Consider the following 22497-nt stretch of genomic DNA (forward strand, 5'->3'; position numbering starts at 1 on the left):
GCCGCAGCAATCTCCCCCACCGAATGACCGATCAGGAAATCCGCACGCACACCCCACGACGACACCAGCCGGAACAACGCCACCTCAACAGCGAAAATCCCCGCCTGCGCAAACACCGTACGATCCAACAACCCATCAGCAGCGCCCTCACCGAACACCACATCACGCAACGAACCACCAAGCTCCCCATCGAAGAGCCCGAACACCTCGTCCAACACCTCGGCAAAAACCGGGAACGCCTCATACAACTCACGCCCCATACCGACCCGCTGACTACCCTGACCAGTGAACATCACCGCCGACCGCACCGGCCCACCAGCCACACCACGCACCAACCCCGCGGCGCCCTCACCACTCGCGAGGCCGTCGAGTCCAGTGAGCAGCGCCTTCTCGTCCTCGCCCACGATCACGGCGCGGTGCTCGAACGTCGACCGGGTGGTGGCCAGTGCCCGGCCCACCGCCCGTACGTCCAACGCCTCCTGCCCGGCGACATGGTCACGCAGTCGCCTCGCCTGCGCGACCAGCGCCTCTTCCGTACGACCCGACACCACCCACGCCGGCAGACCGGCCGCCGCCGGGTCGTCCGGTGCGGCGTCCTCGGCCGGGGCATGCTCAAGGATGACGTGCGCGTTCGTGCCACTGATCCCGAACGACGACACACCCGCCCGACGCGGACGCCCGGCCTCCGGCCACGGCCGCGCCTCGTTGAGCAACTCCACCGCACCCGCCGACCAGTCCACCAACGGCGTCGGCTCATCCGCGTGCAACGTCCGGGGCAGCACACCGTGCCGCATCGCCATGACCATCTTGATGACACCGCCCACACCCGCGGCGGCTTGCGCGTGCCCGAGGTTGGACTTGAGCGATCCGAGCCACAACGGCCGGTCACCCGGCCGGTCCTGGCCGTAAGTGGCCAGCAGCGCCTGCGCCTCGATCGGGTCACCCAGCTGCGTACCGGTGCCGTGCGCCTCCACCGCGTCGACGCCGTCCGCCGTGATGCCCGCGTCAGCCAGCGCCTGGCGGATGACGCGCTCCTGTGCCGGCCCGCTGGGGGCGGTCAGACCGTTGCTCGCACCGTCCTGGTTGACGGCGCTGCCGCGTACCACCGCCAGCACCCGGTGCCCGTTGCGGCGGGCGTCCGAGAGCCGCTCCAGCACCAGTACGCCGACGCCCTCGGACCAGCCGGTGCCGTCCGCGCCCGCGCCGAACGCCTTGCACCGGCCGTCGACCGACAGGCCGCCCTGGCGGCTGAACTCCGCGAACATGACCGGGCTGGACATCACCGTCACGCCACCGGCCAGCGCGAGGGAGCACTCGTCCCTGCGCAGCGCCTGCACGGCCAGGTGCAGGGCGACGAGCGACGAGGAGCAGGCGGTGTCGACCGTGATGGCCGGGCCCGTGAAGCCGAAGGTGTACGGCACGCGGCCGGAGACGACGCTGGCCGCCGTGCCGGTGCCGTAGTACCCCTCGATCTCGTCCGGTACGGACGGCAGTCCCGCGGCGTAGTCGTGGTACATCACCCCCGCGTAGACGCCCGTGCGGCTGCCCTTGAGTTCGGTGGCGTCGATCCCGGCCCGCTCGACCGCTTCCCACGAGGCTTCGAGCAGCAGCCGCTGCTGCGGGTCCATCGCCAGCGCCTCACGCGGCGAGATCCCGAAGAAGCCCGGGTCGAAGTCCGCGGCGTCGTAGAGGAAGCCGCCCTTGCGGGTCGCGCTCTTGCCGGGCCGGTCGGGGTCCGGGTCGAAGAGGGAGTCGGTGTCCCAGCCGCGGTCCTCGGGGAAGTCCGAGACGGCGTCGCCGCTCCGGTCCACCAGCTGCCACAGGTCCTCGGGCGAGCCCACGCCGCCCGGGTACCGGCAGGCCATGCCGACGATCGCGATCGGCTCGCGGTGCCGCTGCTCCGCGCTCTGGAGCTGCTGACGGGTCTGGTGCAGCTCCCGCGCGACCCACTTCAGCTTGTCGAGCAGGTTCTTGTCATCGGTCATGTGAGGTCACTCCGCAAAAGTGTGTTCAGGACGGGCCGGGAGCTGATCAGGAATTCCCGAACTCTCTTTCGATGACGTCGAGGATCTCGTCCGTCGTCGCGGCTTCCAGCTGGTCGACGAAGGCGGAGCCGTCCGCGGGATCCGGCTCGGTGAGGGACGCGGCGGCGGTCTCCTCGCGGGGGTCCGGGAGCGCCAGCAGGCTCGTCAGGCGGTCCATGAGGCGCCGGCGCGACTCGCCGCCCAGCCCCGGTCCGGTCAGCGCCTGCTCGATCTTCCCGAGTTCCGCGAGGAGCGGCTCGATGCCGGCGCCGTCGGCCCGGTCCAGCTTGCCTTCCAGATACCGGGCCAGCTCCTGGACCGTGGGGTGGTCGAAGACCAGGGACGCCGGGAGACGGAGGCCGGTGGCCTTGTTCAGGCGGTTGCGCAGTTCGACCGCCATCAGCGAATCGAAGCCCAGCCCCTTGAACGGGGTGTCCACGCCGACCAGTTGGCCGGGGCCGTAGCCCAGCACCTCGCCCACGTAGCCCCGCACGGCGTCCAGCAGCACGCGCTGCCGCTCGGCCTCCCCCAGCCCCGCGACGCGGGCGGCGAGACCCGCACCGGCGGCCGGGTCCTCGGTCCGGGTGCGCCGCGCACCGCTCCGCACCAGCGACCGCAGCACCGACGGCACACCCTCCGCGCCACGCCGTTGCAGACCGGCCACATCGAGCAACGCCGGGACCACCGAGGCACTCTCCGCCGACAGGCCCGCGTCGAACAGTGCCAGCCCTTCCTCTGCGGACATCGCGGCCAGTCCGAGGGCCGACAGCCGGCCCCGGTCGACCTCCGACAGTCCGCCCGTCAGGCCACCGTCGGAGGCCCACCAGCCCCAGGCCAGCGACACCCCGGGCAGTCCGAGCGCACGACGCCGCTGCGCCAGGGCCTCCAGGAAGACATTCGCCGCGGCGTAGCCCGACTGTCCGGCGCTGCCCACCACCCCGGCGAAGGAGGAGAACAGGACGAACGCCGAGAGGTCGAGCCCCGCCGTCAGCTCGTGCAGATGGAGCGCGGCGTCCGCCTTGGGACGGAACACACCGGCCAGCCGCTCGGCGTCCAGTGACTCGATCACGGTGTCGTCGAGCACGGCCGCGCTGTGGATCACGCCGGTGAGCGGGCGGTCGTCCGGGATCGAGGCGAGCAGCCGGGCGAGGGCGTCACGGTCGCCCACGTCGCACGCTTCGACGCGAACGCGTGCGCCCGACTCGGCCAGTTCCGCGACGAGTTCGTCCACGCCTTCGGCCGCACTGCCGCGTCGCGACACCAGGAGCAGGTCGCGTACCTCGTACGCCGAGACCAGGTGCCGGGCCACCAGCGCGCCCAGGCCACTCGTGCCGCCGGTCACCAGCACCGTGCCCTGCGCGTCGAAGGACACCGTGCGCTCCGGGGCGGCGGTCAGCCGCGCGAGACGCGGCACGTACGCCTTGCCGTCGCGGACCGCCACCTGCGGCTCGGCCGCACCCAGCGCTGTACGGAAAGCGGCCTCCTCCGCGGCCTCGGAGAGGCCCGGTTCGAAGTCGACCAGCAACAGCCGGTCCGGGTGCTCCACCTGCGCCGAACGCACCAGACCCCACACCGGAGCCGCCGACAGGTCCCCGACGTCCTTGCCGGGGGCGACACTTACAGCACCGCGTGTCAGGACGACCAGACGCGCATCCGCGTACCGCTCGTCCGCGAGGAATTCCTGCACAGTGTGCAGCGCACGGGCAGTCGCTTCGGACACGCTGCCGGAATCCTGCTCCGCATCACCGCTGTGAGCCCACACCACCACACCGGGCACCGGCCCGGAGTCGCCCAGCGAACCCCACGCCTCTGCCGAAGGCGAAGCCGAGGCCGGAATCCATTCCATCTCGAACAGGGCATCCCGCAGGCCGCCGTTCGCGGCGCGCAGTTGCTCCCGTGCCACCGGGCGCGTCACCAGCCGGTCCACCGAGAGCACCGGCGCACCCGCCTCGTCCACGACGTGCACGGAGACGTCACCGTCGGCCGACGGCATCACACTCACCCGTACCGTCGACGCGCAGCCCACCTGGGACAGTTCGATGCCGGACCACACGAACGGCAGCCGCACTTCGTCGGCGGACGGATCGATCGACATGTGGAAGACGGCGTCCAGCAGCGCCGGATGGATGCCGTACGCGGCGGCCTCGCCGCTCACGGAGTCCGGCAGCGCGACCTCGGCGTAGACCTCCGCGCCGCGCCGCCAGGCAGCACGCACGCCCTGGAACACCGGACCGTATCCATACCCCTGGTCCGCCAACCGGTCATAGAGACCACCCACCTCGACCGGCACCGCACCAACCGGCGGCCACACACCCTCACCCACACCGGCAACAGAACCATCCGCGCCCATCAACGTCCCCGTGGCGTGCAGCGTCCACACATCGCCACCCACCACATCGGCATCGACGTCAGGGCAGGAGTGCACCGTCACCGCACACCGACCACTCTCATCCACACCGGCCAGGGCCACCTGCAACCGCACACCACCGGAAACACCCAGCACCAACGGCTGCTGAAGCGTCAACTCCTCCAGACGACCGCACCCCACCCGCTCACCGGCTTGCAGCACCAACTCCACGAACACCGCACCCGGCAACACCACAGAGCCGAACACCGCATGATCCGCCAGCCACGGCTGCTCAGCCAAGGAAAGCCTGCCGGTCCACACCACACCCCGGTCATCAGGCAACGACACCACCGCACCCAGCAACGGATGACCGGCAGCCACCAACCCCAGACCCGCCACATCACCACGCCGCACCGCCACATCCAGCCAGAACCGCTCCCGCTGGAAGGCATACGTCGGCAGGTCGACGCGTCGGGCGGCGGTGCCGGTGTAGACCGCGTCCCAGTCGACGGCCAGGCCGTGGACGTAGCCTTCGGCGACCGATGCCAGGAGGCGTTCCCGGCCGCCTTCCTCGCGGCGCAGGGTGCCCAGGGCCACGGCCTCGGTGCCGGTGTCCTCGAAGATCTCCTGGAGCCCGACGGTGAGCACCGGGTGGGCGCTGGATTCGACGAAGAAGCCGAACCCGTCCGCCAGCAGGGCGCGTACCGTCTCGTCGAAGCGCACTTCCTGGCGCAGGTTGGTGTACCAGTATTTGGCGTCCGCGCCCGAGGTGTCGAACATCCCGCCGGTCACCGTCGAGTAGAAGGGGATGTCGCCGCGGCGGGGCTCGATGTCCTGCAACGCGTCGACGACCTGCTCGCGGATGGCCTCCACCTGGGCGGAGTGCGAGGCGTAGTCGACCGGGATCCGCTTGGCGCGGACGCCGTCGGCCTCGCAGGCGGCGAGCAGTTCCTCCAGTGCCTCCGGTTCGCCGGAGACGACCGTGGAGGAGGGTCCGTTGACGGAGGCGACGGAGATCCGCTCGCCCCACGCCGCGAGGCGTTCGCGGACGCGGCCGGCGGGCAGGGGCACGGAGACCATGCCGCCCCGGCCGGAGAGTTCTCCGGCGATCGCGCCGGCCCGCAGTGAGACGACCTTCGCCGCGTCCTCCAGGGAGAGTCCGCCGGACACTGCGGCAGCGGCGATCTCGCCCTGGCTGTGGCCGATGACGGCGGCGGGCCGCACGCCCATCGCCTGCCAGACGGCCGCGAGCGAGACCATGACGGCCCAGAGGGCGCACTGCACGACCACGACGTCGTCAAGCGAGGGGGCGTCGTCCGCGCCGCGGACCACGTCCGTCACCGACCAGCCCACGTGCGGCCGCAGGGCCGCGTCGCACTCCGCCAGCCGCTCGGCGAACACCGGTGTGGATTCCAGCAGTTCCGCGGCCATGCCCCGCCACTGCGAGCCCTGGCCGGGGAAGACGAAGACGACCTGGCCCGGGTCCTCCGGTGCCCTGCCGGTGAACGTCCCGGCGGCGGGCGAACCGTCGGCCAGGGCGGTCAGGCCCGCGAGGGCGGTCGCGCGGTCCGCCGCCAGGACGACACCGCGGTGTTCGAGGGCGGCCCGTGTGGTGGCCAGCGAGAAGCCGACGTCGGGCACGGCCAGGTCGGTGCCGGCTGCCACGTACGCGGAGAGCCGCGCGGCCTGCGCCCGCAGGGCGGCCTCGGAACGGCCGGAGACGGGCCAGGGCACCATGACCGCGGCCGGCGGGGCGTCGGCGGCCTCGGCGGGTACGGGCTCGGGACCGGCCTCCTCGATGATGACGTGGGCGTTGGTGCCGCTGATACCGAAGGAGGAGACGCCCGCGCGGCGCGGGCGGCCGTCGGTGGTCCACTCCGTCTGTTCGGTGAGCAGTTCCACGGCACCCGCGGCCCAGTCCACGTGCGGGGACGGCTGATCCACGTGCAGGGTCCGCGGCAGCACTCCGTGCCGCATGGCCTCCACCATCTTGATCACGCCCGCGACGCCGGCGGCGGCCTGCGCGTGCCCGATGTTGGACTTGACGGAGCCCAGCCGCAAAGGCCGGTCGGCGGGGCGGTCCTGGCCGTAGGTGGCGAGCAGGGCCTGAGCCTCGATCGGGTCGCCGAGCGTGGTGCCCGTGCCGTGTGCCTCCACCGCGTCGACCTCGGCTGCGGAGAGTCCGGCGCCGGCCAGTGCCGCGCGGATGACCCGCTGCTGCGAGGGGCCGTTGGGGGCGGTGAGGCCGTTGCTCGCACCGTCCTGGTTGACCGCGCTGCCGCGGACGACCGCGAGCACCTGGTGTCCGTTGCGGCGCGCGTCCGACAGGCGCTCTACGAGCAGGACGCCCGCGCCCTCGGACCAGCCGGCGCCGTCCGCCGACGCGGAGAACGCCTTGCACCGCCCGTCGGGTGCCATGCCGCGCTGGCGGCTGAACTCCACGAACACCCAGGGGGTGGCCATCACCGTCACGCCGCCCGCCAGCGCCAGCGAACACTCGCCCGAGCGCAGGGCCTGCACCGCGAGGTGCAGGGCGACGAGGGAGGAGGAGCAGGCGGTGTCGACGGTGACCGCGGGGCCCTCCAAGCCGAAGGTGTAGGAGACGCGGCCCGAGGCGACGCTGCCCTGGGTGCTGGTGACGGCGTAACCCTCAAGGCCTTCGGGGGTCTCGGAAGCCGTGCCGTAGTCGTGGTGCATCACACCGGTGAACACGCCCGTCCGGCTGCCCTTCAGCGTCGTCGGGTCGATGCCGGCGCGCTCGAACACCTCCCAGGACGTCTCCAGCAGCAGCCGCTGCTGCGGGTCCATGGCCAGCGCCTCACGCGGGGAGATCCCGAAGAACGCCGGGTCGAAGTCCCCCGCGTCGTAGAGGAAGCCGCCCTCGCGTGCGTAGCTCTTGCCGGTGGCCTCCGGGTCCGGGTCGTAGAGTCCCTCGTCCCAGCCGCGGTCGGTGGGGAGGGCCGAGACGGCGTCGCCGCCCGTCTCCACCAGTCGCCAGAGGTCCTCGGGCGAGGCCACTCCGCCGGGGTAGCGGCAGGCCATGCCGACGATCGCGATGGGCTCGTCCGCCGCGGCGGTCTGCCCCGCGGGGGCCGGCGGCCCGGCGGCCGGTGCCGGCTCGGCGCCCAGGAGTTCGGAGCGCAGGTAGCCGGTGAGCAGGTCGGGGGTGGGGTAGTCGAAGACGAGCGTGGCGGGCAGGCGCCGGCCGGTGGCGGCGTTGAGGCGGTTGCGGAGTTCCACCGCGGTGAGGGAGTCGAAGCCGAGTTCCTTGAACGGGCGGCCCGAGGCGATCGTCTCCGGGGTGGCGTGGCCGAGGACGGTCGCCACCTGCGCGCGCACCAGGTCCAGCAGGGCCCTGTTCTGCTCGTCCTGGCCGAGGCCCGAGAGCCGCTGGGCGAGTCCGGCGCTTCCCGGGGTGCCGGCGGTGGCGGCCGTCCTGCGGGCCACCGTGCGGACGAGGCTGCGGAAGAGCGGCCGCAGCATGCCGGAGGCGGCCTCGCGGCGCAGCGTGGTCATCTCCAGGCGTACGGGCACCAGGTGCGCGTCGTCCCGGGTGATCGCCGCGTCGAGCAGGGCCAGGCCGAGGGCGGACGGCAGGGGCTGGATGCCCGCGCGCTCCATCCAGGCCAGGTCCTGCTGTCGGAGGTGGCCGAGCATGTCGCTGGAGCTGTCCCACAGACCCCAGGCGAGGGAGTGGGCGGGCAGTTGCCGGGCGCGGCGGTGCTGGGCGAGGGCGTCGAGGAAGGCGTTGGCCGCCGCGTAGTTGCCCTGGCCGGGGTTGCCGAAGGTGCCCGCGATGGAGGAGAAGAGGACGAACGCCGACAGGTCCAGCTCGCGGGTCAGTTCGTGCAGGTTGACCGCCGCGTCGACCTTCGGCCGCAGCACCCGCTGGGTCTGCTGGTGGGTCAGGGAGGCCACGAGGCCGTCGTCCAGCACACCGGCCGCGTGGACCACGGCGGTCAGCGGACGGTCGGCGGGGACGGTGGCCAGCAGGGCGGCGAGCGCGTCGCGGTCGGCGGCGTCGCAGGCCGCGATCTCCACGTCGGCGGCGCCGAGCCTGGTCAGCTCGGCCGCGAGTTCCCCGGCCCCGGCGGCGTCCCGGCCCCGGCGGCTGGTGAGCAGCAGGTGCCGTACGCCGTGCTCGGTGACCAGGTGGCGGGCCAGCAGCCCGCCCAGGGCACCGGTGCCACCGGTGATCAGGACCGTGCCCGTCGTGGCCGGCGCGGTGCGCTCGGCGGTCTCCTGGGCGGCGGCACGGGCCAGGCGGGGCACCAGGGCCACGCCCTCGCGCACCGCCACCTGCGGCTCGTCCGCGGCGACGGCCGCCGCGACCGCCGCGGCCAGTGCCGTGCGGGAGGTCTGCGGCCCGTCGACGTCCACCAGCACGAACCGGCCGGGGTTCTCCGACTGCGCCGACCGCAGCAGGCCCCAGACCGGCGCGTGCGCCAGGCCGGTGATGTCCTCGCCGTGCCGGGTGGCCACGGCGCCCTGGGTCACGACGACGAGGCGGGACTCCGCGGCGCGTTCCTCGGCCAGCCATGTCTGTGCCAGCGTCAGTGCCCAGGCGGTCGACTCGTGCGCGGCCGCCGTGAGACCGCCGTCCGCGGGAGTCGCGGGGCACGTGGCCACCACGGTCTCCGGTGCGGCGCCGTCGGCGAACAGCGTCTCCATGTCGGGTGCGTGCCGGGCCGCGTCGAGCGGCCCGGTCCCACCGAGCACCGCCCAGCCGCTGGTGCCGGTGGCGTCGCCGGTCGTGGGCAGCGCCGTCCATTCGGTGCGGAACAGCGCGTTGCGGGTGGGGTCCTCGGCGCCGCTGAGCTGCCGCGCCGACACCGGGCGCAGGATCAGCGACTCCACGGAGGCCACCGGTGCGCCCGTGGCGTCGGCGATCGTCACGGACACGGCGTCCGCGCCGGCCGGTGCGACCCGTACGCGTACGGCCGTGGCCCCCACGGCGTGCAGCGCGATGCCGCTCCAGGCGAACGGCAGCCGCATGGGTGCGGTGCCCTGCGTGTCCTGCTCGTCGAGTGCGCTCAGCAGGGCGGGGTGCAGTGCGGCGTCCAGCAGGGCGGGGTGGATGCCGAACCGGGCCGCGTCCGCGCCCTGTTCCTCGGGCAGGGCCACCTCGGCGTAGATCTCCTCGCCGGCGCGCCAGGCGGCGCGCAGCCCCTGGAAGGCGGGTCCGTAGCCGTAGCCGATGTCCGCGACCCGCTCGTAGAAGGAGTCCAGTTCGACGCGGTGCGCGCCCTGCGGCGGCCAGGCCGTCAGCTCGGCGGCGGGTGTCACGGCGGCGCTGCTCAACTGGCCGGTGGCGTGCCGGGTCCAGGGCTCGTCGGTGCCGGTGGCGTCGGCGGCTTCAGGCCGCGCGTACACCGCCACCCGGCTGCGCCCGTCGGCGCCCGGTGCCTCCACCGCCACCTGCACCTGGACGGCGCCGCGTTCGGGCAGGAGCAGCGGGGCTTCGAGGGTGAGCTCTTCGAGCAGGCCGCACCCGGCCGTCTCGCCGGCCCGCAGGGCCAGTTCCACGAACGCGGCGCCGGGCAGCAGGACGCTGCCCAGGGCGGCGTGGTCGGTGAGCCAGGGGTGCGTCTGCGCCGACAGGCGGCCCGTCAGCAGGACGCTCCCGTCGGCCGCGGCCCGTACCGCCGCGCCCAGCAGCGGGTGGTGGGCGGCGCCGAGGCCGAGGGCGGCCGGGTCGCCGGTGCCGGGGGCCGTGGTCTCCAGCCAGTAGCGGTCGCGCTGGAAGGCGGCGGTCGGCAGCTGGGTGAGCTGCGCGTCCGTCCCGGTGAAGAGGGCCTTCCAGTTCACGCCGGGCAGGCCGCGTACATATCCCTCGGCCAGCGAGGTCAGGAACCGGGCGGGGCCGCCCTCGTCGCGGCGCAGCGAGCCGATGGCCACTGCCTCGGTCTCCGCGTCCTCGAACGTCGCCTGCATGCCGGTGGTGAGCACCGGGTGCGCGCTGGACTCGACGAAGAACCGGAAGCCGTCCGCGAGCAGGGCCCGCACGGTGGCCTCGAAGTTCACCGGCTGCCGGGCGTTGTCGAACCAGTAGTCGGCCGTCAGTTCCCGGGTGTCGCGGACGGTGCCCGTGACGGTGGAGTAGAAGGGCACGGTGCCTTCGGCCGGGGTGATGTCGGCGAACAGCTCCAGGATCTCCTCGCGCAGCGGCTCGACCTGCGCGCAGTGCGAGGCCACTGTCGAACCGACCACCCGTGCGCGGACGTTGTCCTCACGGCAGGCGGCGACGAACTCCTCCAGTGCCGGGATGTCACCGGCGACCGTGACCGCCCGGGGGCCGTTGCGTCCGGCGATGACGAGGCGGCCGTCCCAGTGGGCCAGTCGGGCCTCGGTCTCGTCGGCGGGCAGCGCCACCGAGGCGACGGCTCCGTTGCCGACCAGCTCGCGGGCGAAGAGGGCGCTGCGCAGCACGGTCAGCTTCGCCGCGTCCTCCAGGGACAGCGCCCCGCCCACGCAGGCGGCGGCGATCTCGCCCTGGCTGTGTCCCACCACGGCGGCGGGCCGCACGCCCGCCGCCTGCCACACCGAGGCCAGTGACACGTTGACCGCGAACAGCACGGGCTGGAGGATCTCGATCCGGTCGGGCGACGGCGCGTGCGGCTCCTGCCGCAGCACGTCGGCCACCGACCAGTCCACGAACCGCCCGATCGCCGCGTCCGCCTCCGCGAGCCGCGCGGCGAACACGGGCGAGGAGTCGAGCAGTTCGGCCGCCATGCCCCGCCACTGCGAGCCCTGGCCGGGGAAGACGAACACCACCTTGCCCCGTACGTCGGCCGTGCCGGAGACGACACCCGGCGCGGGCAGGCCGCCGGCCAGCGCCGACAGGCCGGTCAGGGCCGTGTCGCGGTCGGGCGCGGGCACCACGGCGCGGTGTTCGAGCTCCGCGCGCGACGCGGCCAGCGACCAGCCCACGTCCACCGGGGACAGCTCGGTGCGGGCTTGCGCGAAGGCGGCGAGCCGGCCGGCCTGTGCCCGGAGCCCTTCCTCGGACTTGCCGGAGACGACCCAGGGCACCGGCCCGCCGGTGGCCGTGGGGTGCGTGCCGTCGCTGCCGTCGGCCGGGCCCGGGCCGTACGACCGCGCGTCGGCGGGGGCCTCTTCGAGGATCACGTGGGCGTTGGTGCCGCTGATGCCGAACGATGACACGCCGGCCCGGCGCGGCCGCCCGTCCGCCGTCCACTCCGCGGGCTCGGTCAGCAGTTCCACGGCGCCCGCGGACCAGTCGATGTGCGGCGACGGCTCGTCCACGTGGAGCGTGCGCGGGAGCGTCCCGTGCCGCATCGCCATGACCATCTTGATGACACCGGCGGCGCCCGCCGCCGCCTGCGTGTGCCCGATGTTGGACTTCAGCGATCCGAGCCGCAGCGCCCGGTCCGCCGCGCGGCCCTGGCCGTAGGTGGCCAGCAGGGCCTGGGCCTCGATCGGGTCGCCCAGGGTCGTGCCCGTGCCGTGCGCCTCGACGGCGTCGACCTCGTCGGGCGCGAGACCCGCGTCGGCGAGCGCGGCACGGATGACGCGCTGCTGGGCCGGTCCGTGCGGTGCCGTCAGGCCGTTGCTGGCGCCGTCCTGGTTGGTGGCGCTGCCGCGGATCACGGCCAGCACCTGGTGGCCGTTGCGCCGCGCGTCCGAGAGCCGCTCGACGAGCAGCACGCCGACGCCCTCGGCCCATCCGGTGCCGTCGGCGGCCGCCGAGAACGCCTTGCAGCGCCCGTCGGGCGACAGCGCGCCCTGGCGGCTGAGTTCCACGAACATCCCCGGCGTCGGCATGATCGTCACGCCGCCGGCCAGGGCCATCGAGCACTCACCGGAGCGCAGCGACCGCACCGCCCAGTGCAGTGCCACCAGCGATGACGAGCACGCGGTGTCCACCGTCACCGCGGGGCCCTCCAGGCCGAGGGTGTACGCGACGCGGCCCGAGGCCACGCTGATCGTCCCGCCGGTGAGCCGGTGCCCGTCGACGCCCTCCGCGCCCTCCTGCAACTGGGGTCCGTACTCCTGGAACATCGCGCCGAAGAACACGCCGGTCCGGCTGCCGCGGAGCGACGAGGGGTCCATGCCGGCCCGCTCGAAGGTCTCCCACGAGGTCTCCAGCAGCAGCCGCTGCTGCGGGTCCATCGCCAGCGCCTCACGCGGGGAGATGCCGAAGAAGGCCGGGTCGAAGTCGGGGGCGTCGTGCAGGAAACCGCCGTGCCGCACATAGCTCGTGCCGCGCCGCTCCAACTCCGGGTCGTAGAGCTTCTCCAGGTCCCAGCCGCGGTTGACCGGGAAGTCGCCGATGACGTCCCGCTCGGCCATCACCAGGTCCCACAGGTCCTCGGGCGACTCCACGCCGCCGGGGAAGCGGCAGGCCATCGCCACGATCGCGATCGGCTCGTCGTCGGCGGCGCCCGCGGTGGGCTGCGGCTCCGCCGTCTCGTCGACGCCGAGCAGCCGGCGGCCGAGGTGGGCGGCGATCGCGGACGGGGCCGGGTGGTCGAAGAGCGCGGAGGTGGTCAGGTTGACACCGGTCGCCGTCTTGAGGCGGTTGCGCAGGTCGACCATCGCCAGGGAGTCGAAGCCGAGCGACTTGAACGTACGGCCCATGTCGATGTCGTGGGGCGAGGGGTGCCCGAGGACGACGGCGACCTCGTCGCGTACGAGATCCTCCAGCCGCTCGGGGGTGAGGGCAGGGGTGGCGGCCTGCGGCTCGGACTCCCGCTGGACGGCGGGGACTTGAGCCATCACCTCGGGAGCGGCCACGCCCGGCACATCGAGCCAGTGGCTCCGGCGCTGGAAGGCGTACGTCGGCAGGCCGGCCGCCTTCGGCCCCTGCCCCAGCGGCACGGACCAGTCCACCTCGACGCCGCGCGTCCACGCCTCGGCGGCCGAGAGCAGGAAGCGGTCCCAGCCTCCCTCGTCGCGCCTCAGCGTGCCCACGACCAGGGCGCGCTCGTCGGCACCCGCCGCTTCGAGGGTCTCCTCCACACCGGCCACCAGGACCGGGTGGGCGCTCACCTCGACGAAACGGGTGAACCCGTCCGCCACCGCGGCCCGTACGCTCTCCTCGAACCGCACCGTCTCGCGCAGATTGCGGTACCAGTAGTCCGCGTCCAGCTCCCGGCCCGCGAGTGTGCGGCCGGTCACCGCGGAGTAGAAGGGGACGGCCGCCTGGCCGGGCGCGATGCCGGTCAGTTCGCGCAGCACCTCGTCACGGACGACCTCGACCTCGGCGCAGTGCGAGGCGTAGTCCACCGGCACCCGGCGGGCCCGGATCTCCTCGGACTCGCAGCGGGCGAGCAGTTCCTCCAGCGCGCCGGGCTCGCCGGACACGACCGTCGACGTGGGGCTGTTGACCGCTCCCACCGACAGCCGCCCGCCGAATCCGGCGATGAGCTCGGCGACCGCCGCGGCGCCCAGCGAGACGGCGGCCATGCCGCCGCGCTCCGACAGGCTCTCCCGGATCGCCTGGCTGCGCAGCGCCACCACCTTCGCGCCGTCGGACAGCGACAGGGCTCCGGCCACCACCGCTGCCGCGATCTCGCCCTGGGAGTGGCCCATGACCGCGGCCGGCCGGACGCCCACGGACCGCCACACCTCCGCGAGCGACACCATGACCGCCCAGAGCACCGGCTGCACCACGTCGACGCGGTCGAGCCGGTTCGCGTCCGCGTCCCGTACCACCTCGGTGAGGGACCAGTCGACGTACGGTGAGAGGGCCGCCTCGCACTCGGCCATCCGCTCGGCGAAGACCGGGGACGACGCGAGCAGTCCGGCGGCCATGCCCGCCCACTGCGACCCCTGGCCGGGGAAGACGAAGACCACGCCGGGGTCGGCCTGGGCATCGGCGTGGTCGCGCGCGCCGGCGGCCACACCGCGGACCAGGTGCGCGGCGCCGCCGCCCGTGGCCAGCGCCTGGAGCCCGGCGCGCAGGCCCGCCCCGTCCTCGCCCACCACGACGGCCCGGTGCTCGAACCGCGCGCGCCCGGCCGCCAGTGTGCGGCCGACCGCGTGGACGTCGGCTTCCGGGTGCCGGCTCGCGTAGGTGTCCAGGCGTTCCGCCTGCTCGCGCAGCGCGGCCTCGCCTCGGGCGGACACCAGCCAGGGAAGCGCACGGCCCGGCGCCATGGGCTCTGCCGGGGCTCCGGCAGCGTGTCCGTCGCGCGGCACGGACGGCGGGTCGGTGACGATCACATGGCAGTTGGTGCCGCCCAGGCCGAAGGAGGAGACGCCGGCGACGAGCCGTCCGTTCTCGCCCTGCCACGTCTCGTGCTCGCTTTGGACCTTGAGGTTCCACTCGGCGAGCGGGATGCGCGGGTTCCCCGTCTCGTGGTTGAGGCTCGGGACGAACTCGCGGTGGCTGACGCAGGAGATGACCTTCAGCAGCCCGGCGATGCCGGCCGCCGCTTCCAGGTGCCCGATGTTCGTCTTGACGGAACCGACCACGACGGGCTTGCCGTCGGGGCGCGCGGTTCCGAGCGCCTGGCCGACGGCGGCGGCCTCCAGCGGGTCACCGACCTTGGTGCCGGTCCCGTGCAGTTCGACGCACTGGACGTCCGCGGGCGAGATCCCGGCCGCCGCGCAGGCGTCGAGCAGCAGGTCGCGCTGGGCCGTGGCGCTGGGGACCGTCAGGCCGTCGCCGCCACCGTCGTTGTTGACGGCGGTGCCCTCGATGACGGCCAGCACCCGGTCTCCGTCGGCGACCGCCTGGTCCAGGGGCTTGAGCAGCACGAATCCGCCGCCTTCGCCTCGCGCGTAGCCGTTGGCCCGCGCGTCGAAGGTGTAGCAGCGGCCGTCGGGCGAGAGGGCCTCGAAGCGCTTGAGGCTGTTCGTGCTGTGCTCGGAGAGGATGAGGTTCACGCCGCCCGCCAGGACGGCGTCGGACTCGCCGCGCAGCAGGCTCTGCACCCCGAGGTGCACCGCGACGAGGGAGGAGGACTGGCCGGTGTCGACCACGACGCTGGGGCCGCGCAGGCCGAGGCCGTAGGAGATCCGGTTGGCGATGAAGCTGCGCTGAGTGCCCGTCAGGCTGTGCCGTGTCACCGCGTCCGGGCCGCCGCGGTGCAGCAGGGCGGCGTAGTCGTCGTTGATGGCTCCGACGAAGACGCCGACCCGGGTGCCCCGCAAGGCGTCGGGCGAGGTCCCGGCGTTCTCCACCGCCTCCCAGCCCAGCTCCAGCGCCAGGCGCTGCTGGGGGTCCATGGCGGCGGCTTCGGCCGGTGAGACCTCGAAGAAGTCGGCGTCGAAGCGGTCGACGCCTTCCAGGTATCCGCCCGGCAGGTCCGAAAGGCCCGCTTCCCGGCCGGTGCGGCGGGCGGCCGGGAATTCCCCGACTCCCGACCGGCCCTCCTTGAGGAGCTGCCAGAACTCCTCGGGGCCTCTCGCGCCGGCGACTCGGCACGAGAATCCCACGACCGCGATCCGCGCACTGGAGTTCCGGTCGTCACGCCCGGACATAACGTAACCGCTCATCGAAGATATCCCTCCAGGAATACCGGAACAACGTGCACGCGGGCAGCCCGTTCAAGCCCCCGAAGCAGATTGGGCAGAATTACGCGTGATCGGGACGGCTTTCGCTCACGAAAGCCGTGGATCAGCGATCGACTGAAGACCGCCTGCGCCGGTACGGCGAGGCGTCGTGTCAATTCTCAGGATTTCCCGCACACGGGGACCGGCGCGCCGCGCCGCCGCCCGCACCCGGTCCGCGAGGAGCGGGCGCACCCGCGCCCACCAGCCTGCTCCGGGTGCGGCAAGCACCCGCGCGACACCCGTCTCCGCGTCGAAAAAGTCACCCAGTCCCCCGACCAAGAACTACTCGAATCCGCCCTGCGGCACCGCTTCACAGACCACGCGACAGCGCGGTACTTCCAGCGGCCCCGGGGCGGTTACCAGCCAGTATGGCGGGGTGCGGTTTCAGCGCGGTTTCAGCACGCGCACCCCATCGTCCCGCACCGGGATCCGGGGCTCCCCGGTGCTCCGCACGGCCCGGCCGTGAGGCATGCTGACAGTCGGAGAATTCAGCTCTTGCGAACAGACAGATGGCGCGGGCACCTAGTACCGTCGCTGCGCAGTGACCTCTCGGAACCCCCGCGCGGTGCGCGTTCCCGATGAGAGTCCTTTCGTCCCAAACATTCAGCTCTAGGGAAGATCGCATGGTTCATCGGAAACGCACGATGAAACTCGGGGCCATAATCGACGGCCCCGGTTCACACATCGCCGCCTGGCGGCACCCTTCCACTCCGGTCGACGCCCAGCTCGACTTCGCCTTCCACCTCGCGTGCGCCCGCACGCTCGAACGGGGCCTGTTCGACTGCCTCTTCGTGCCGGACGTGGTGGCCGTCTGGGGCACCGACGTCCAGCACATCAGCCAGACCGCGCGCAACGAGCACTTCGAGCCGCTGAGCCTGCTGGCCGCCTACGCCGCCGGGACCGAGCACATCGGGCTCGCCTCGACGGCCACCACCACCTACAACGAGCCGTACGACATCGCCCGCAGGTTCACCTCCCTCGACCGCGTCAGCGGTGGCCGGGCCGGGTGGAACGTCGTCACCTCCGCCGCGCCCTGGGAGTCGCGCAACTTCGGCTTCCCCGAGCACATGGAGCACGACCTGCGCTATGTGCGCGCCGAGGAGTTCATCGGTGTCACCAAGCGGCTGTGGGCGGGCGAGCAGGACGGGGCGGGGCGGGGCGAGTTCTTCGACGTCCGGGGCCCGCTGAACCTGCCGGCCTCCCCGCAGGGCAGCCCCGTGATCTTCCAGGCCGGGGCCTCGCCCGTGGGCCGGGAGTTCGCGGCCCGGCACGCGGAGGTGATCTTCACCCGGCACACGCTGCTGTCCGACGGCCAGGAGACCTACGCCGACCTGAAGCGCCGGGTCGCCGCGCACGGCAGGGACCCGGAGCGGGTCCAGATCTGGCCCGGCGTCCAGCCTCTGGTCGCCAGTACGGAGCGGGAGGCGCGCCGGCTCATCGACGAGCTGCACGAGCTCGTGCCCGACATCGTGGCCGTCCGGGCGCTCCAGGAGCAGCTGGGCGACCTGGATCTGACGCGGTATCCGCTCGACGGTCCGGTGCCCGACATCCCGGCGTCCAACCGCTCGTCCAGCACGGCGAAGATGTGGATGACGCTGGCACACCGGGAAAAACTGACACTTCGTCAGCTGGCGCTGCGCCAGGTCGCCGACTTCTTCGCCGGCACGCCGGAGCAGGTGGCCGACCACATGGAGCGCGGCTTCACCGAGCGCGCGGCCGACGGTTACATCGTCGACTTCCCCCATCTCCCCGCCTCCCTCGACGCCTTCGTCGACCATGTCGTGCCGGAGCTGCGCCGCCGCGGCCTGGTGCACGACGAATACGTCGAGGGCACGCTCCGCGAGAAGCTGGGGCTGACCGCCCCCTCCTCGGACAGCGCGACGGCCGCGACCGGCCAGACGACCCTGAAGGCAGGTGCCGCGTGACTCAGCGCGCTGACCACATCACCTTGTTCACCCGGCTGATCACCGACCCGGGCACCGACGCAGGCGTGTTCGCGCGGGCCCGCGACCGGGCCCGGGGGGCGGAGGCCGCCGGGATCGACGCGCTGCTGCTCCACGACAGCCAGTCGGCGGCGACCGCCCCGGCCGAGGACCCGCACTTCGAGGCCGGCACCCTGGCCGGGGCCCTGGCGGTCTCGACGCGTGCGGTGGGGCTCGTGGCCGCCATGTCCACGGAGCACGCGCTCCCCTACCACGTGGCGCGGGTCCTGGCCACGGTCGACCACCTCACTCCCGGGCGCGCCGGCTGGCAGCCGCTCACCGGCGCCGACCCGGCCGCAGCGGCCAACTACGGCCGGGCCGACGGGCCTTCGTCCGCCGCGGCCCGGCGCTCGCGCGCCGCGGAGTTCACCGCCGTACTGACCGGTCTGTGGGACAGCTTCGACGACGACGCCTTCCGCAGGGACCGGGAGTCGGGGGTGTACTTCACCCCCGAGAAGCTGCACGCGCTCGACCACAGGGGTGAGCACTTCGACGTGGCGGGACCGCTCAACATCGCCCGCCCGCCGCAGGGGCACCCCCTCCTGGTCCACCGCCCGGCGGACGCCGACGACATCGCGTTCGCCGCCCGCGTCGCCGACGTCGTCCTTCTCACGGTGCCGGACGGCGAGGACCCCGCCCGGCTCCGGGAGGCCGTACGGGAGCAGGCCCGCGCCGCCGGGCGCGACGCCGACGGTATCGCCGTGCTGATCGACTGGCGGGTGGACGGCGGCCCGGACGAGGCCGAGCGGCTGCGGGCCCTGTTCGCGGCGGGTGCCGCGGACGGCTTCACCCTGCTCGCCCCCGCCGGCCCCGCCGAGGCGGCGCACGAAGCCGTCCTCTCCCTCGCGACCGCGGTGCGCGCCGGCGGCCACGCGCCGACGGCCACGCGCGAAGGCACCACCCTGCGCGACCGCCTGGGCCTCCCGCGGCCGGCCGACCGCCGAGCGGCCTGACCCGGCGCGGGCGCCGCCCCGGGCAGGGCCCACCGCGTGCACGCCGCGGTCCGCGTCCACCGACGCGCGGACCGCGGCGTGCGCGGTTCACGCGGCGCGGACCCTACCGCCCGCATCGGATATCCGCGGGGCCGGTGACAGAAACTCAGGTGAGCCTTGCCGAAACGGCGGCAAAACATGAGTGGCGAACTCCACAACCACCGGACAAGCGACCTCCATTGATGCCACGGATTTCTTCCCTGGCAATCACGAGGCTGGAATTCGCCCCTCACTCCACGCCTCTCATATGATGTTCGCTCGCTCGTCCGGGTGAAGCATCCACGAGACCTCTGGCTAACGTTGACTCGTTGCGCTGTCCTGGAATTCCGCCTCTCCGGACACGGGGGTCCAGCGGAGAGAATCCTCCCACCAGCGGCACAGTTTGCCCGGCTTCGCACCTGTTGCTCCCCTCGGGCAACCCCTGGAAGCGCCCGCACATTCTTGTCGACTTTCTTTTCCACGCGTTCTCATTCACGCCCCTGTAAAGCGTTGGATGCACCCGGCAACCAACTCATCGGGAAGGAAAGAAAGATGAGCAGAAGCAGGTTCACCACGACCGCGTCGGCCCTCGCGCTGACCGTGTCGGGACTCCTGGTGGCCGCCACCGGAACGGCCCAGGCGGGGGCCTATGACGACATCAGCATGCAGAAACAGGAAAAGACCCAGTGGTGCTGGGACGCCTCGGGGAACACCATCGCCAGTTGGTGGGGCTACAACTACAGCCAGACCGACTTCTGCAATCTCGCGCACAACGCGACCGGCGTCAGCTGCGCCAACCAGCCGGCCACCCTCGGGGACATGGCGGGTGCCTGGCAGGGCATGGGCTTCAGCAACACCGGCCAGGGAGTGAGCAGCCCGCTGTCGTTCAGCGAGGTCTCCAACGAGGTCAACGCGAGCCGGCCCATGGCCGTGCGCATCGGCTGGACGTCCGGCGGTGGCCACATGAACGTCGTCTACGGCTACGACGAGACCAACAACACCATCGCCGTCGGGGACCCGTGGCCGGACACCCAGACCTACACGTGGTGGAACTACAACGACTACGTCAGCAACAGCTCGTTCAAGTGGACGCACAGCCGCGAGCGGATCCAGGGCTAGGGAGGGCATCATGCGTGACAACAGAAGCTCCAGCACCCGGCGGACCACCCGCCTCGCCCGCCTGTCCCTCGGCCTCGCGCTGGGCACGTCCGCGGCGCTGACGGCGGCGACCGGAGCGGCCCACGCCGCCGACGGCCCCCTCGACATCCCCAACTACCAGGCCGCCCTGGACGCGGTGAAGTCGACGACCGTCCACAACACCGTCTGCCGGTTCCTCAGCGTTCCGGTCCCGCACGGCGGCACCCGGGGAGCCCAGTCGATCCCCGCCGCGACGGACCCGTGCCAGGGCGTGCCGTCCTTCACCGTCAAGGACCCGGTCGCCCTCTACGAGGTCACCCCGGACTTCGTGGCCGGCAAGGCCAAACCCGTCCTCACCGACGCCCTCCGGCTCACCTACGCGGTGTCCTCGGTCAGCGCGGGCAACGGCCGCACCGCCACGGTCATGCTCGGCGCCACCGAGGGCGGCGGCTGGCACCTGGCCGCCGTGCGCGAGGGCGACAGCGACGCCACCTATCCCACGAAGGGGGACCTGGGCGCCGCGGTGTTCTCCACCCCGCAGGACCACGCCTGGTACGAGCTGAAGCTCGACAACACCGTGCAGCCCCTCAACGACGCGGCCAAGAGCGCCATCGACGGCAAGTCCTCACTGCCGCTGGCCGATTACCAGACGCTGCTGAAGAGCCGGCTCGCCGACAAGCAGCCGGGCTCGGACTACGACACGAAGGGCTACTCCAGCGGCTACCGGGCCGCGGCCCCGGCACACCGCTCCTCGTCGCAGGCCCCGCTGATCGTCGGCGGGTCGGGCGCGGCGCTGGCGTTCATCGGCGGCGTCTTCGCCGTCCGCCGCAGGCGCGCGGCCAGGACCGACTGAGCCCTTCGCGGCAAGCCGTTCCCCTTCGCCCCGGTGCCCGGCCCTGCGGCCAGGCACCGGGGCGAAGCCGTCACACGGGTCAGCTCACCGCGTTGTAGCGCTGGAGGTATCCGGAGAAGCGCTCGAGATCCTCGTCGCCCCACTCCGTGAAGCGCTCCTCGAAGGTCACCCTGCGCTGGCGGTGCGCTTCCTCCAGAAGCCGCAGGCCGTCCTCGGAGGGCCGCAGGATCTGGCCCCGGCGGTCGTCCGGGTCGGGCTCGCGGACGATCAGGCCCAGGCGTTCCAGCACGGCGGTCTGCCGGCTGACGGTGGACTTGTCGAGCAGGAAGTGCTCGGCCAGGTCCGTGCCGCGGCAGCCGCCGGTCTCCTTCATGTGGTCGAGCATGGTGTAGGTGACCAGGGACAGCTCGGGGTGGATCTGAGCGGCCTTGTGGCGTGCCCGGCGGGCGAAAGCGGTCAGCTCGCGCTGGATGGTGCTGATGGTCACATCGCGGTCGGGCATACGTCCTCCTCCATATTCGTTGCATAATACATCTGACATTGGTTGCATTTACCAACCTAATCCAGAGGAGTCGCCCCCATGACCGCAGCCGCACACGCACGCCACGCCACCCACGGGCCACGCCACCACGCGAAGCACGTCACGCTCCACCTCCTGACCCCGCTGCTGATGTGCCTCGGCATGGGCCTCGCCTACCTGGGCGCCTTCCACTCGCCGGAACCGCACGAGATGAAGGTCGCGGTCGTCGGCACCTCGGCCAAGGCGGACGCGCTCGCCCGGACCCTCCAGAGCAAGGCGGGCGACACGCTCGACGTCACCACCGTCGCGGACCGCAAGACCGCCGTCGCGCGCCTGGAGGACCGCGACCTGGCCGGCGCGTACGTCCCGGACGCCGCGCACCCCGAGGCGCTGGTGGCCAAGGCCAACTCCGACACCACCGCCGTGGCGGCCACCACCGTCTTCCGCACCGTCGCGGACCGGCAGGGCGTACCGCTGACGGTCACCGACCTCACCACGCTCTCCAAGGGCGACCCGACCGGGCAGGGCATCTTCTTCCTGCTGGTCGCGCTGAGCATCGGCTCGTACGGCAGCGTGGCCGCGATCGGGGCCGCCGGCGCGGCCTTCAAGCTCTGGACCCGGGCGGCGATCGGCCTGGCCACCTCCGTGGTGGTGAGCGTCATCGGCATCGCGCTCGCCGGGCCGGTCTTCCACATCGTCGACCACGACTACGCGACCGTGTGGGCCATGGGCTGGCTCTACTCCGCGGGCGTCATCACCATCGGCATCGGCCTGCACACCTTCCTCAAGCGCTGGACGACGCTGGCACTGATGGTGCTCTTCGTGATGCTGAACTTCACCTCGTCGGGCGGCGTCTTCCGGCCCGAGCTCCAGAACGGCTTCTTCGGCTCGCTGCACGGCTTCTGGAACGGCGCGGGCTTCGTCGAGGGCGCCCGCAGCCTGCTCTACTTCGACGGCGGCGCGGGCTTCGACGGCCGCGTGCTCTCGCTGGTGTGCTGGCTGATCGGCGGCGTGGCACTGCTCGCGGTCTCGGCGGCCACCGAGAGCCGGCGGGCGCGCCGGACACTTCCGGCCTCCGCGGCCATTGCTTGACAACCTGAAAGATTGGCATTTACATCGAAGCATGTGCTTGAGAACCTC

At 72.7% G+C, this 22497-nt stretch carries 8 protein-coding genes; 5 read left to right on the forward strand and 3 right to left on the reverse strand.

What is annotated here, in order from left to right; all coding sequences use genetic code 11:
* A partial coding sequence (locus ACFY1P_RS05640) for a type I polyketide synthase (RefSeq protein WP_390749812.1) occupies positions 1–1985 on the reverse strand: 1985 nt, incomplete at its 3' end.
* A 46-nt stretch (positions 1986–2031) separates the two neighbouring features.
* Positions 2032–15837 carry an SDR family NAD(P)-dependent oxidoreductase gene (locus ACFY1P_RS05645; RefSeq protein ID WP_390749813.1) on the reverse strand — a complete coding sequence of 4602 codons (13806 nt, stop codon included), beginning with the start codon at positions 15835–15837 and terminating at the stop codon, positions 2032–2034.
* A gap of 680 nt (positions 15838–16517) precedes the next feature.
* On the opposite strand from ACFY1P_RS05645, the gene ACFY1P_RS05650 reads away from it, so the two are divergent.
* The 4 genes from ACFY1P_RS05650 (at position 16518) to ACFY1P_RS05665 (ending at position 20837) form a co-directional block, all read left to right on the forward strand.
* Positions 16518–17819: an LLM class flavin-dependent oxidoreductase gene (locus tag ACFY1P_RS05650; protein ID WP_390749814.1), complete on the forward strand. Its 1302-nt coding sequence runs from the start codon at positions 16518–16520 to the stop codon at positions 17817–17819.
* Positions 17816–18829, forward strand: coding sequence for an LLM class flavin-dependent oxidoreductase (locus ACFY1P_RS05655; protein WP_390749815.1), 1014 nt, complete (start codon positions 17816–17818; stop codon positions 18827–18829). The genes ACFY1P_RS05650 and ACFY1P_RS05655 overlap by 4 nt, the downstream gene beginning before the upstream one ends.
* 570 nt (positions 18830–19399) lie before the next feature.
* Entirely contained in the window at positions 19400–19966 is a 567-nt protein-coding gene (locus ACFY1P_RS05660) for a papain-like cysteine protease family protein (RefSeq protein WP_361520134.1), read from the forward strand.
* 10 nt (positions 19967–19976) lie between these two features.
* Positions 19977–20837 carry a hypothetical protein gene (locus tag ACFY1P_RS05665; protein ID WP_361520137.1) on the forward strand — a complete coding sequence of 287 codons (861 nt, stop codon included), beginning with the start codon at positions 19977–19979 and terminating at the stop codon, positions 20835–20837.
* A 79-nt stretch (positions 20838–20916) separates the two neighbouring features.
* Here ACFY1P_RS05665 and ACFY1P_RS05670 read toward each other — a convergent pair whose 3' ends face one another.
* On the reverse strand, positions 20917–21339 hold the full coding sequence (locus ACFY1P_RS05670) for a MarR family winged helix-turn-helix transcriptional regulator (RefSeq protein WP_361520140.1): 423 nt from the start codon (positions 21337–21339) through the stop codon (positions 20917–20919).
* Positions 21340–21417: 78 nt separating this feature from the next.
* Between ACFY1P_RS05670 and ACFY1P_RS05675 the strand changes: the two genes are divergently transcribed.
* Complete coding sequence (locus tag ACFY1P_RS05675) at positions 21418–22449, forward strand: hypothetical protein (protein WP_390749816.1); 1032 nt, start codon at positions 21418–21420, stop codon at positions 22447–22449.
* The last annotated feature ends 48 nt before the right edge of the window (positions 22450–22497 follow it).

This window comes from Streptomyces sp. NPDC001407 (genome assembly GCF_042895325.1).
Classification (GTDB): Bacteria; Actinomycetota; Actinomycetes; order Streptomycetales; family Streptomycetaceae; genus Streptomyces.

What these genes read in the sequence shown, in the direction of transcription:
- ACFY1P_RS05670 (WP_361520140.1), bottom strand. Translation starts at nt 21,339, where the DNA reads ATGCCCGACCGCGATGTGACCATCAGCACCATCCAGCGCGAGCTGACC.
- ACFY1P_RS05665 (WP_361520137.1), top strand. Translation starts at nt 19,977, where the DNA reads ATGCGTGACAACAGAAGCTCCAGCACCCGGCGGACCACCCGCCTCGCC.
- ACFY1P_RS05645 (WP_390749813.1), bottom strand. Translation starts at nt 15,837, where the DNA reads ATGAGCGGTTACGTTATGTCCGGGCGTGACGACCGGAACTCCAGTGCG.
- ACFY1P_RS05660 (WP_361520134.1), top strand. Translation starts at nt 19,400, where the DNA reads ATGAGCAGAAGCAGGTTCACCACGACCGCGTCGGCCCTCGCGCTGACC.
- ACFY1P_RS05650 (WP_390749814.1), top strand. Translation starts at nt 16,518, where the DNA reads ATGGTTCATCGGAAACGCACGATGAAACTCGGGGCCATAATCGACGGC.
- ACFY1P_RS05675 (WP_390749816.1), top strand. Translation starts at nt 21,418, where the DNA reads ATGACCGCAGCCGCACACGCACGCCACGCCACCCACGGGCCACGCCAC.